The 13,353-nt window shown below is 41.3% G+C and carries 12 protein-coding genes; 11 read left to right on the top strand and 1 reads right to left on the bottom strand.

The window, feature by feature from the left end; all coding sequences use genetic code 11:
- Nucleotides 1-101 precede the first annotated feature (101 nt).
- The 10 genes from POV27_RS10345 (at nt 102) to POV27_RS10390 (ending at nt 10,969) form a co-directional block, all read left to right on the top strand.
- Nucleotides 102-302 (top strand): hypothetical protein, encoded by a 201-nt coding sequence (locus tag POV27_RS10345; RefSeq protein WP_272862694.1) that lies wholly within the window; start codon nt 102-104, stop codon nt 300-302.
- Nucleotides 292-1,692, top strand: a complete 1,401-nt coding sequence (locus tag POV27_RS10350) for a class I SAM-dependent methyltransferase (protein ID WP_272862695.1) — start codon at nt 292-294, stop codon at nt 1,690-1,692. The genes POV27_RS10345 and POV27_RS10350 overlap by 11 nt, the downstream gene beginning before the upstream one ends.
- Nucleotides 1,673-3,187: a sulfatase-like hydrolase/transferase gene (locus POV27_RS10355; protein ID WP_272862696.1), complete on the top strand. Its 1,515-nt coding sequence runs from the start codon at nt 1,673-1,675 to the stop codon at nt 3,185-3,187. Before POV27_RS10350 ends, POV27_RS10355 begins: the two co-directional genes overlap by 20 nt.
- A gap of 96 nt (nt 3,188-3,283) precedes the next feature.
- Nucleotides 3,284-4,762: a sulfatase-like hydrolase/transferase gene (locus POV27_RS10360; RefSeq protein ID WP_272862697.1), complete on the top strand. Its 1,479-nt coding sequence runs from the start codon at nt 3,284-3,286 to the stop codon at nt 4,760-4,762.
- A gap of 261 nt (nt 4,763-5,023) precedes the next feature.
- A complete protein-coding gene (locus tag POV27_RS10365) occupies nt 5,024-5,908 on the top strand; it encodes a GNAT family N-acetyltransferase (protein WP_272862698.1) in 885 nt (294 codons plus the stop codon).
- Nucleotides 5,905-7,011: a DegT/DnrJ/EryC1/StrS family aminotransferase gene (locus POV27_RS10370; RefSeq protein ID WP_272862699.1), complete on the top strand. Its 1,107-nt coding sequence runs from the start codon at nt 5,905-5,907 to the stop codon at nt 7,009-7,011. The genes POV27_RS10365 and POV27_RS10370 overlap by 4 nt, the downstream gene beginning before the upstream one ends.
- Nucleotides 7,008-8,309, top strand: a complete 1,302-nt coding sequence (locus POV27_RS10375) for an O-antigen translocase (protein WP_272862700.1) — start codon at nt 7,008-7,010, stop codon at nt 8,307-8,309. The genes POV27_RS10370 and POV27_RS10375 overlap by 4 nt, the downstream gene beginning before the upstream one ends.
- Before the next feature lie 3 nt (nt 8,310-8,312).
- On the top strand, nt 8,313-9,794 hold the full coding sequence (locus POV27_RS10380; RefSeq protein ID WP_272862701.1) for an O-antigen translocase: 1,482 nt from the start codon (nt 8,313-8,315) through the stop codon (nt 9,792-9,794).
- Complete coding sequence (locus POV27_RS10385; protein WP_272862702.1) at nt 9,791-10,543, top strand: acyltransferase; 753 nt, start codon at nt 9,791-9,793, stop codon at nt 10,541-10,543. Before POV27_RS10380 ends, POV27_RS10385 begins: the two co-directional genes overlap by 4 nt.
- Before the next feature lie 12 nt (nt 10,544-10,555).
- Nucleotides 10,556-10,969: a sugar 3,4-ketoisomerase gene (locus POV27_RS10390; RefSeq protein ID WP_272862703.1), complete on the top strand. Its 414-nt coding sequence runs from the start codon at nt 10,556-10,558 to the stop codon at nt 10,967-10,969.
- On the opposite strand, the gene POV27_RS10395 is transcribed toward POV27_RS10390, so the two are convergent.
- The gene (locus POV27_RS10395) at nt 10,966-12,105 is read right to left on the bottom strand and encodes a glycosyltransferase family protein (protein ID WP_272862704.1); all 1,140 of its coding nucleotides are present in this window, start codon (nt 12,103-12,105) and stop codon (nt 10,966-10,968) included. The genes POV27_RS10390 and POV27_RS10395 overlap by 4 nt on opposite strands.
- A 38-nt stretch (nt 12,106-12,143) precedes the next feature.
- Between POV27_RS10395 and POV27_RS10400 the strand changes: the two genes are divergently transcribed.
- Nucleotides 12,144-13,238, top strand: coding sequence for a glycosyltransferase (locus tag POV27_RS10400; protein ID WP_272862705.1), 1,095 nt, complete (start codon nt 12,144-12,146; stop codon nt 13,236-13,238).
- The last annotated feature ends 115 nt before the right edge of the window (nt 13,239-13,353 follow it).

The raw sequence follows: 13,353 nt of genomic DNA on the forward strand, positions 1-13,353 counted from the left end.
TTGAATTTCATAAAATTCGATTTTTGGCCTTGTAAACCAAAGAACAGTGTTACCTTTGAGCACATTTTTTGTTAAGTTTACATTTCCAAATTGTTACCTATATGAACAAATTCCTCATGATATTCCTTTATTTCGATCCAGGATTAGGAGCAATGATAGCACAGGCGGTGGTGGCAGCAGCTGCGGGAATCCTACTGTTTTCCAAAAACGTTATGTATAAGATCAAATCCTTTTTAGGATTGGTAAAAGAGGAAGAAGACAATTTCGACTCCATAGATATAGATGACGAAGATGCCCAATGATTCTAATGCAACCTCCCACATTCATGAAGCTTCATTCCGGGACCCCTCGGGGCACATGTTTTGGGATGGTGAGGTACTACGCCGGGCAGTAAACCCCATCTATTTTCCACAATACCATAAGCTAAAGGAGTCGGGACTTTTCGACAACCTTATAAAAAAGAACCTTCTCATTCCGCATGAGGAGACTTCGGTTTCGGAGGACCAGATTATCCTTACGCCAGAGCCCATTCCATTTATAACACATCCGTACGAATGGAGTTTCGAGCAGTACAAGCATGCAGCACTGCTTACATTGCAGATTCAGAAATATGCACTTTCCAAAGGGTTTATACTGAAAGATGCATCGGCTTACAATGTGACCTTTCACAAAGGGAAAGCGGTATTTATAGATACACTTTCCTTCGATTTTTATCAGGAAGGAACCCCTTGGCGTGCCTACAAACAGTTTATCACACACTTTTTGGGGCCTTTGGTGTTGGCGAAATACCATGGAATGGAAATGATTAAAATGATGCAGTCGCATATTGATGGTATGCCCATAAAATTGATTGCTTCATTGCTTCCTGGAAAAACCAAACTGAATTCATTCCTCTACACCAATATCCATTTGTTGGCAAAACTGGAAAAGAAACATCATACCGACTACAAAGCGGAGACCAAAATTGCCAAAATTTCGAAAAAGGCACAGGAAAATATCCTTACTTCTTTGTTTGAGTATATCAAGAAGTTGAAATGCGAAGAAGAAACAGAATGGGGGAACTATTACGATAAAATCAATTACAACGACACTGCTTTTACCGCGAAACGGGATCTTATTCAAGAATGGGTGAAAGATGCCCAAGCACGTAAAGTGATCGACATTGGTGGGAACGATGGAACCTTCGGTCGAGCCATTGCGGATCATGTTGAAGAATTGATCGTAACCGATATAGATAGTGGTGCCGTGGCCCACAATTACCATTTGGTACAGCAGAACGGAGAAACCAAAATGCTTCCTTTCGTATGCGATGTGTTGCAACCTGTTCCAGGTATTGGTTTTAATAATACGGAAAGGGATTCGCTCATTGATCGATTGGCCACCTATAAACCAGATGTCGTGATGGCCTTGGCACTTATTCACCATATCACCCTTTCTGGGAATGTTCCTTTTAAAAAATCTGCAGAATTCTTTGCTAAGTTTTCGAAGTACCTCATCATCGAATTTCCAAAGCGTGAAGACTCTTGGGTAGAAAGTCTTTTGGTACGGAAGCGGGAGTTCAAGGAGCATTTCGATTTTTACCGATGGGAAAACTTTGAAAAGGGGTACGAATCCCATTTCAAACTTCTGAAAAAGGAGACCATAGCAGATTCTAACAGGATACTATACCTGTTTGAAAATAGAAACAAGTAATTTGAAAAAATGGAGTCATACCTTAGCTACACGACTGAAAGACGATAGCGAATATCCTCTTTTGGCTGGGGTAGTTACGGGGCTCTATCCTTTTATTTCCTATTATACCCATAATTTTCAGCTGGTCAATTCCTGGCAGCATTTCCTTTTCTTTTTTGCCTTGTTTATTGTTGCCCCAGCATTGCTTTTTTGGGTACTGTATCGCGTTTCCAACAAGGGATTTTTGAAAAAGTGGCGGAAGTATGGTTTGTTCTTCCTTACAGTATTTGTGTTTCTTCTGTTTGTGGAAATTGCATTGTATGCCCAATTGAAGAAAAAATTGGCATTGGCTACGTTTTTGGCTGTCATACCTTTTTCTTTCCTATTGTATAAGCACTACAAAAAGATCATTGTCTTGCAGGTGGTAATCGCCCTTATAGGGTTGATCTATTTTATACCGGTACTGTGGAAACAAAAGGATATTTCTATGGAGTGGACCAAGCAGCCCGATGCCATAGCTTCAACAGTACTTAAAAAGAAACCGAATATTTACTTCATCCAGCCCGATGGCTATGTCAATTTTGAAGAGATCGCAGGAGGTCATTACAATATAGATAATACCGAATTCAAGTCTTTTTTAGATGCTAGGGGCTTTACCATGTATCCTAATTTCAGGAGCAATTACCCTTCTACGCTCGCATCTAACGGCGCGGTGTTCGCTATGCAGCACCATTATTTTAATTACGGCACGCATCCCAGCAAATTCCTTAAGGCCCGAAGATTGCTGGTTTCCGATAATCCTGTTTTGAATATTCTCAAAGACAATGGCTATAAAACGCACTTGGTGTTAGAATCGCCATACATTTTATTGAATAGACCAAAGATGGGCTATGATGCTTGTAATTTTAGCACTTTCGATGTCCCTTTCATTGGTTCTGGATTTCGGAACAAGAAAGATGTTCAGGCCGATTTAGAAGGATATCTCGAAAATGACTCGGATCAACCAAAGTTCTTCTTTATCGAATTCTTTAATCCCGGACATATTAAAAACAGGAAAGGTGATTCTGAAGGGGCCGAAGGCGAAAAACAACACTGGCAAGAAAGTTTGGAGTATGCCAATGAGCGCTTGACCAAAATGATTTCCACTATTGAAGAAAAAGATCCTGGGGCGATGATCATACTTCATTCCGATCATGGGGGCTACGTGGGATTGGAATATGCCATGCAGATGTATGAAAAAACGGATAAAAGGGATGATATATATTCCCTGTTTTCCAGTTTATGCGCTATTAAGTGGCCGGATACTGACGAGAATACCCCAGAGATAGAGCTGAAAAGCTCTGTAAACCTGTTTCGGGTCATTTTTTCTGAACTGGCAGATGATCCTTCGCTTTTAGAACATCGACAGCCAGATGAGAGTTACATTATCCTTATGAAGAAAGCCCCTAGGGGAGTATACCGATACATCAACGGAAAAGGGGAAATCGTTTGCGAGCAGATGCTGCCCGAAAAATAACCGTTATAACGCCTATTTTACTACTTTAGCTGACGTGAAAAACAGGGGTCATGCTACAAAGGATGACTTTCCAATTTTAATTTGCCTCCGATTCCTATGAATCTTAAAAACAAAAACATTGCGTTCCTGAAATCGAAAATCCTGTATCCTTTCTTTGCAGCCCTAGGAGCTGGATTATACCCCTTGTTTTTTTATTTCACCAATAATTACACCATGGTCAATACGTGGGGGCACGTAAAATTTTTCATCAAGCTGTTTTTGGTGCTACCGGTTTTGGTTTTTGTAGGGGTGTATCTCATTTCGCAATTCAAGACTTTTGAAAAGATAAGGAAGTACATATTACCGTTTCTCGGGACTTTTGCTTTTCTATCCCTATTGCGCTTATGCCTGTACGGGGAGTTTAGTTATTGGGCAGGACTACTTATTTTAGTATTGGCGGGATTGTTTGCTTTTTACCTGCACAAGCATTTCCGAAAATTACTCATTTTTCAATGGTTACTGGCCGTTATCGGGCTGTTTACATTGATCCCCACCTTGTTCCAGCAGATGCAGTTTCCAACCGAGTGGAACAAGCAACCCGATGCCATTGCGGAAGTGACCCTCAAAAAGAAGCCTAATGTATATTTCATTCAGCCGGATGGCTATGTAAATTTTACCCAGTTGAAAAAGGGATACTATGGTGTTGAAGAAACCGAACTAGAAGATTTCCTAGTGGACGAAGGGTTTACCAATTATGACGATTTTAGATCCAATTACATTAGTACCCTTACCTCCAATAGTGCCACTTTCAATATGAAACACCACTATTTTAACAAAGGGATTGGCCTTGGGGAAATACTTAATTCTAGAGACTTCATTGTTTCTCAGAATCCGGTACTGGACATTTTCAAAAACAATGGATATACAACCAATCTGGTAGTAGAAACGCCGTATTTATTGATGAGTCGTCCCAAATTGGGCTTCGACTACTGCAATTATAAGTTTGAGGACATCAACTATATGGGTACAGGTCTTAATGAAGAGGTAGACGTAGTTCCGCCTTTGGAGGAGCGGTTGGAAAACAAAGGAAACGACCCTCAGTTCTTTTTCATTGAAATTTTAAACCCTAGTCACATTGCTACCTGGAAGAATGAAGGGGAAGGAGTGGAAAAGGAAAAAGAAAAGTGGTTGAAGAAATTAGAGGTGGCGAATAGGAAAGTCAAGGAAATTGTTTCGGTAATCAATGAAAAGGATCCGGATGCTTTGGTAGTAATTATGGCGGATCATGGGGGTTATGTGGGATATAAGTACATGCGTGAAATTTATATTAAAACAGAAGACGAAGCCCTTCTTAACTCCGCTTACAGTATTCAGTTGTCCATTCGCTGGCCCGAAGGAATCACTAGACAGGACGATCAACTAAAAACCCCGGTAAACCTTTTTAGATGCTTATTCTCTTCCCTTTCTGAAGATACAGTCTATCTGGAGCATTTGGAAGAGGACGAATCCTTCGCAATCATAGACAAAGGAGCACGAAGGGGCGTTTATAAATACATTGATGAGAACGGGGATTTTGTTTTCGAAAAGGTGAAGTAATACTCGGAAGAAAAGCGCAGCAAAGGCTATCAATGATAAAAGCACTCGATTTAGCAAGCAACATAAGTCAAGCAAGACCACGCAACGGATTCGGTAAAAAGGTTACTTCACTATACATGTCTAATTGAATAATGAGCGGCTTACATTTTTAAAAAGCCATACATTTGGGCTAGCATAAACAACACTAATTCTAAAAATTTAGGGACTATCTATACGGTAAGAAGGTATACAGCAGACGATAGCAAATTGTGGAATCAATTTGTGACAGCCTCCAAAAATGCGACATTCCTATTGCACAGGGATTTTATGGAATATCACAGCTCCCGATTCGAGGATTATTCGCTCATGATCCTTAAGAAAGATCAGTTGGCAGCTATTCTACCGGCGCATATAAAGGAAGGCGAGGTCTACAGCCATAATGGGCTCACCTATGGCGGTCTCATTTGCAAATCCAGATACACTACCGATATTGATGAATGCTTCCAGGCGCTTATCGATTATTTGAAAGTAGAGAAAATCACGGCACTTTCCATAAAGGTGATTCCCTCGTTCTTGCAAGAACAATATAGTAGTGCTTTGGAGTATCTGTTGTTTCAAAAAGGAGCTAGCTTAGTGAGTCGCGATATGAATTTTGTAGTGAATTTAAAGGGAGAAATTCCCTTTCATAGGACCAAAAGAAAAGTTCCAGATTTTGACAATCATCCAACGCTTACGTTAAAGAAGACAGAGGATTTAGCTGGTTTTTGGAATCAAGTTTTAATTCCTGTCTTGCAGGAAACCTACGGAAGTGCTCCTGTGCATTCTTTGGAAGAGATTACCCTTCTAAAAGAACGATTTCCAGGCAATATTGTACAATATAATATCGAATCCGACGATACTATTTTGGCAGGGATTACCCTGTTTATAGATAACGGAGTCGTGAAATCTCAATATTCTACAGTGCTGAAAGAAGGTAAGGAACAGCGGGTGTTGGAGCAATTGTATTTGGCACTTATCCACGAATATAAAAACCTTGGGTATTCCTATTTCGATTTCGGAACGACCACCATGGAGGGCGGGAGTTATTACAACCAAGGCCTTACGCGATATAAAGAAGAGTTTGGGTCCACCCCAATGAATTTAGATCATTATAGACTGGCTTTATGAAAGTTCCATTTCTAGACTTACATAAGATCAATTCCCGATATGATGGAGAATTTCAAGAGGTTTTCAAGAACTTTTTGGACTCTGGCTACTATATTTTGGGAAATCAAGTTCGCCAATTCGAAGAGCAGTTTGCCGCTTATTGTGGTGTAAAGCATTGTGTGGGAGTGGCCAATGGATTGGATGCCTTACGTCTTATTTTAGAGGGGTATAAGGAGTTGGGCCGTATGAAGGTAGGTGATGAGGTATTAGTGGCCTCCAATACTTATATAGCCACAATTTTGGGTATTAAGCAGGCGGGCATGGTACCTGTTTTGGTTGAAGCTGAAACTTCCCGCTATAATTTTGATATGGATCATTTGTCCCAACACCTAGGGCCAAGGACCAAGGCCATTATGCCGGTGCATTTATACGGGCAATTAGGCCCTATGAATGCCATAAAAGAGTTTGCTGAAGCACATGGCTTGCTCATTATAGAAGATGCTGCCCAAGCCCATGGTGCTATGGACGACGGTGGAAACAGAGCAGGGAATTTGGGAGATGCCGCCGGGTTCAGTTTCTATCCTACCAAGAATCTTGGAGCCTTGGGCGATGGAGGAGCCGTCACTACAAACGATACAGCGCTTGCCGAACTGATTCGTAAGCTTCGTAATTACGGATTTTCGCAGCGGTATGTAAGTGATTGGGTAGGAGTGAACAGTCGTTTGGATGAGGTACAAGCGGCACTGCTAAACATCAAGTTGAAAGATCTGGATAGCGATAATGAAGCGCGAAGGGAAATAGCAAAGAAATACCTTTCAGAAATAGAGAACGAACGTATCACCCTCCCTGAATATGAAGGAGGGAAGGATCATATTTTTCATTTGTTCGTGGTACGGGTTGCCGATCGGGAGCATTTCAGAAAGTATTTGGATGAAAATGGAATAGGGCATTTAACACATTATCCCATTCCACCGCACAAGCAAAAGGCGTTGTCGGAACTATCGCATCTTAGTTTCCCAGTAACCGAAGGCATTCATGATACTATCGTGAGCATTCCCTTAAGTCCTGTAATGACGGCGGCCGAAGTAAATCAAGTAATAACCGTGTTAAACCACTATTCTTGAAAATTCCAAAGTTTATAAAAAACAACCTGCTTTTAAAGATGACGTCTTTAAATGCACCAGTAATCCTCACTAGATTGGGGATTTCGCTTTTTATCCAACGGATGATCAGTTTGTACTTTGGAGAGGTAGGGTTTCACCTTATGGGACAGCTTCGCAACCTCATACAGATGTTAACTTCGCTTACTTCCTTAGGGGTTTTTAATGGTATTGTAAAGTATGTCGCGGAGTTCAAGGAAGACAATGAAAAGCTGCGGAAGGTATTTTCCACGACCTTCGTTTTTTGGTCCTGTGCCGTTGGTGTTTCTTCTTTGGCTTTGTTTTTTGGAGCGGGCGCTATTAGCGAATATATTTTTCAGACCCGGGAATACACTTTATTAATAAAAATCACTGCGCTGGTGGTTCCTTTCATTGGACTGCAGCGTATTTTCAATGGGGTCATCAACGGTCTTTCCCAGTATAAAAAGTTCGTGAAGATCGACCTTATCAGCTATCTGGTTTCCGCTGGGCTTACCATTTACTTTGTATATGAGAAGAATCTAGAAGGGGTGCTTTTTGCGATTGCTATTACACCCTTCTTTCAGTTTTTGGTGCTGGTACTCATCTTCTTTAAGGAACTGAAGCGATACATACCTTTCAGAAAGCTCTCGTTTAGCGTTCCCATGGCCAAACCCTTACTGGCATTCAGCTTGATGTCATTTTTCGCTACGGTGGTGCTCAATTATCTGGAGATCGAAATACGAAACGTTATCGTTCGGGTTATTTCGGAAGAAGGATCGGGGATATGGACGGCTATGACTTCTTTATCCAAGAACTATATGTCCTTTTCCATCATGCTTTTCAGTATGTATGTACTTCCCAAGTTCGCGATAATAAAGACACAAAACGATTTCACTAAGGAGCTGAAGAACATCTATAAAACACTATTGCCCATTTTTGGGGCAGGGATGATTTTGGTCTTCTTGCTCAGGGATTTCATTATCGATTTGGTATTCCCTGGTCACGATAAATTAGCGTTGGAGCCTTTGTTTAAATGGCAACTCATGGGGGACTTCATCCGCCTTATGGCCATGGTGGCCTCCTATCAATTTATCGCTAAGAAATTAGTGCGCACTTTCATTTTTACCGAGTTATTGTCGACAGGGTTGTTCTTCACCTTCGCATATGTCTTTGTAAATATTTATGGGGTAGAAGGGGTCGTTATAGGTCACTTACTCCGTTATATTGTATATCTCGTAGTTGTATTGTTCTTGGTATACCGCTATTTTAGAAACAAAAGGAATGAAGCACCCGATGCTTAGATTTTGGAAAATAAAAAAGAATCATATCGCGAAGTTGTAAAGGCCACCTCCCTTTTTGGCGGGGTAAAGGTATTTGCCATTCTTATCGCAGTGATTCGTTCTAAAGTCATTGCCATTCTTATTGGGGCGGAGGGAATGGGAATCGCCAGTCTTTTCATGTCCACCCTTAATATGGTAAATGGAGTTACTAATCTGGGAATGGACAAAAGTGCGGTAAAGGATATTTCCTATGCCCGCGAAAAAAAGGACGAAACCGGTATACAGAAGGCCATTGCTATTTTAAGCCGAGTCACCTGGATTACTGGAATCGTGGGAACGGGGCTTATCATGCTTACTTCGCCTTGGCTCAGTGAACTGGCTTTTGGTAACAGGGAGTACACCCTTTTATTCGTTTGGGTGGCGATTTCTTTACTGTTCATTCAACTAACCAATGCGAAATTGGCCATTTTACAGGGAATCCGTAGACATAGAGCCTTGGCCAAGGCAAATCTGCTCGGTAATTTTTTGGGATTGGTAGGAACCTTACCACTGTATTACTTCTATGGCATCGATGCCATTGTTCCTGCCATCATTTTGGCCACCTTTTTAAGCTTGGCGGTGACCCATTATTTCTCCTTGAAGAATAAGATAAAGATCGATTCCATAGGAAATAAAGCAGCCTTTACCCAAGGCAAAAGTATGATCCGATTGGGAATCATGCTTAGCATAAGTGGATTGATGTCCCTGCTGGCAGCTTATATATTGCAAATTTATATCAGTGCCAAAGGCGGTGTAGATCAAGTAGGGTTTTACAATGCCGGATTTGTAATTCTGAATACCTACGTGGGGCTCATCTTTAGTGCAATGGCGACCGATTATTTTCCGAGACTATCTGGAATTATAGACGATCTCAAGAAAATTCAGCAGACTGTTTTCGAGCAGGCTCACGTAGCTTTACTACTTATTTCGCCCATCATCGTGGTGTTTATTGCCTTTGCTCCTCAAATCATTAGAATCCTGTATTCAGGGGAGTTCGATCCTGCCATCGTTTTTGTGAGTTGGGCCATTATGGGGATGTTCTTTAAGGCGGTTTCCTTTTCGGTAGGATACATCATTATTGCCAAAGGAGATTCTAATCTGTTCTTAAAAACGACCTTTTCCTTTAATACCTTATTGCTTACCTTGAACATTCTTGGATATACTTATTATGGGCTATTGGGATTGGGAATCAGCTTTTTGGTGTACTATATCGTTCACTTCATTGCCATACAAATCATCACCTATTTCCGGTATCGTTTCTATTTAAAGAAAGATTTTTATTGGGTTTTTATCGTTTGTCTTTTCATCTGCACAGGAGCATTTTTAGCCTCTTTTTTAGAAACCGTTTTATGGAAGTATACTTTATTGGTACTTTTGATCCTGATTTCGATGGCGTATTCCTTCTTCCAACTGAATAAGAAGATGGACGTAATGGAGTTAATAAAAAGCCGTTTTAAGAAAAAATGAGCCCGCTAAGAGGAACATATAGGCGTTTTAAAAAACGATGGAAAATCTTCTGGTCCATTAATTGGATGAAGACCTGGTATTTTAACTATAAGATGTTCCCGTATAGCATTGCCAGTAAATTACCGGTAGTCTTTTACGGTCGTGTGAAGTTTACCTGCTTGGATGGTAAGATCACTATCGATGCGCCCATAAAGAAAGGGATGATCGGCTTTGGACAGGCCTATGAAAAGAGTACGCGCGAAAGCGGTATTGCCGAAATTAACTTACAGGGGGAGCTTGTTTTTAAGGGATATGCACAATTTGGGAAGGACTATTTGGTGTATATCCACAATGGAGGTTATTGCGAGTTTGGTCACATGGCTTCCTTGGCATCCAGCGGAAGACTCATTTGCTATAAAAGTATTGTATTGGGAACTTATGCGCGTATAGGCTCGCAAGGACAGCTTATTGATACTAACTTTCACCAAATGATCGATACCAAAACGGGAGAACGATTGCCTAAAACGGGATCCATTCAGTTGGGGGATTACAATTTTGTGAGCAATAGGGTGACCATTATGCAAAAGACCAAAACCCCAAACAATTGTACCATTGCCTCCAATACCCTTTGCAATAAGGACTATACCGATTTGGGTGAAAACATCTTGATCGGGGGAATTCCTGCCAAACTGCTTCGGGAGCATATTTCTAGGGATTGGGAAGGCGAAAAGGATCAAATAGAAAGTAGCCTAAAGGTTTTTGAATCATAAAATCGAGACGAATTGAAAAGTACAACCATAGAAGACATCCAGATTATTGATATCCCTCGTATAGAAGACCCAAGGGGAAATCTTGCCGTGATCGAAAAAGAGGTGATTCCCTATGAAATAAAGCGAGTTTATTACTTATACGATGTTCCTAGCGATGCATCTAGGGGAGGACATGCGCATATTGATCAGTTAGAGCTTTTGGTGGCTGTGAGCGGTAGTTTTACGGTGGTGTTGGACGATGGCAAGGAAAAGACCGAAGTAACCCTTAAAAAGCCTAACAAGGGATTGCTTATTCCCAAGGGAATTTGGAGGGAATTGGATGATTTTTCTTCCGGATCGGTTTGTTTGGTACTTTCCAGCGGAGAGTTTCTAGAAGCCGATTACATTAGGGAGTACGACGCGTTTCTCTCCTACAAGAACGATTAGGACGTCCAAGTGTCCAAATACTTTTGGGCCACCTTGCGATATTCATGCTCTTTTTCCACAAATGTTCTAGCATTGGCTCCAATGCGAGTAATGGCATCCTTATTCTCTACTAGCCAGGATAATTTCGAAACCAAATAGTCTACATCAGGCAAAGCATTGATACACACTTCATCCTCTTGCAGTCCATAGTGTTGCAGAAATTCTGTTTCAGCACCTGTAAACACTACTTTTCCACGGGCCATGGCCTCTAATGCGTTGTACCCTTGGTCGTAGCCAAATACTTGGTCGAGTAGTATGTGCGCCTCTTCAAATAAGACAATGTATTCCTTGTAAGGCAAATTGGTTACGGTGACGATGTTTACTGCTGAAGGGTATTTCTCTTGAATAATTTTTAAGGCCTTTTCGAAAAAAGGAACCCCTTTGGCGAACCTATTCCCACGGTTAATGCCCAAGAAAATATTGATCTTATCGGTAATGGATAGCGGTTTGTATTCCATACGCTCCAAATTCACAGGATTAGGGATAAGCCCTTTGAATTTGGGATGCCCTTCCAAAGGCAACACATAGTCCATATCGGAAGCTATGATTCCCTTTACATGCTTCATAAGCAGCTCATGTGTCTTTCGATGTCCCTTCTTTGCATAATCCAAGATATACTGAACGGTAGGTTTCAATGAAGGATCATTCAAATAGGGGGTAAGGATGGAATATTTTGGTTTTTGGGCCAATAGGAAGTTGACCACGAAAGTGTCCGCTCCGCAGGAGAGCAGATAGACGGTTCCGTTGTTGGCAATGATCTTCTTCAGCAATCTTCGCTCTAACCAAGGCATGGTTTTAATGGGCTTTTCGTTGATGAGTTGCACTACATCATACCCCTTTAGTTGTTTTAGTTTTCGTGAAAACTTGATTCCCTTTTCCAGGGTGAAAAGATCGAATTTGGTGATTCTGAAAATCGCTTTTCTTATGAGGTCAATCCCAGGAAGGCTGAAGAAGCTTGGGCGAATGGAAATATCCACATCGAAATTTTTGAAGCCGTCGCCGTCACCCACTAAGGTAACTTCATGCCCCAAGGAAACCAATCCTTCCTTAAGGTTGTTGTGTAGACGGCTATACTCGCCCAATAATAAAACCTGCATAAAAGTTATATTTGTGCCAAAGTTAAGTTTTTAAACACATGGAACAACCTAAACGCAAAATTGCCTTGGTGGGCAATACCCTTAGCAGTGGGGGTGCTGAGAAGGCACAAGCGAGGTTGTCCATTTTTTTGGATTCGAAAGGGATCGAGGTGCATCACATTCTGGTCACCGATAAGATTACCTATCCGTATGCGGGCAAGGTGTTCAATATGGGACGGTTAAAGAATCAATCCAACGACCTTTTCAACAAATTGAAACGACTTTCGGCCCTTCGGAAGTATCTGAAACAGGAAAAATTCGATTATATCATCGATTTCCGGGTGAAGAAGAACTTTCTTCAGGAAAATCTTATTGCCAATTGGGTGTATAAAGCACCCTATATCATGAGCATCCGAAGCTTTAATACCGATTATTACTTTCCGAAGCAAAAAGCAAAAGCTTCCCGTATCTACCGGAAATCTTACGGAATTGTAGCCGTTTCGAAAGCCCTTCAGAAGAAAATTGAAACCGAATTCGGCTATCAAAATGTCCATACCATATACAATGGGTTGGACTTTGATGAAATAAACACCTTGGCTGAAGCACCCCATAACTTGACATTTCCGTACATCTTGGGCATTGGCCGAATGCAAAGTGGAATTAAGCAATTTGATCATCTCATAGAAGCATTTCATGATGCTGCGGCCCGACAAAAGGGAATTCACTTGGTATTGGTGGGTGAAGGGGAAGATCTTTCAAAATACAAAGAGTTGGTAGCGCGGTTGAAACTTGAAAGCGAAGTGCATTTTATTCCCTTTGTTGAAAATCCATTTCCTTACTTTAAGAACGCTTACGTCACTGCTCTCACCAGTAAATTTGAAGGCTTTCCGAACGTACTCATAGAAAGTCTGGCTTCAGGAACTCCTGTCATGGCCTACGATTGTGAGTCGGGCCCAAGTGAAATTATTGAGCATGAAGAGAATGGACTTCTTATCGCCAATCAGGATAAGGGAGCCCTATTGGAAGCCATGGATCGACTGGTAATGGATTCGGAACTCTACGATCGTTGCAAGGCTCAGGCACGCCAAAGTGTTGATTCCTTCGCCATGGAAGCCATTGGCCAAGAATGGCTTCGTTTATTGAATATTAGCTAAGTTTTTTTCTTCTAGGTATTTTCCTGTTTAAAAAGGTGGATATTCCTATTTCAACTATGCGAGACAAGAACTACTTTCGCATTGTATAGGGAATAGGGTATGTTTTGAGGAGGAT

The sequence above is a fragment of the Aureisphaera galaxeae genome, from assembly GCF_028561275.1.
GTDB classification, from domain to species: Bacteria; Bacteroidota; Bacteroidia; order Flavobacteriales; family Flavobacteriaceae; genus Aureisphaera; species Aureisphaera galaxeae.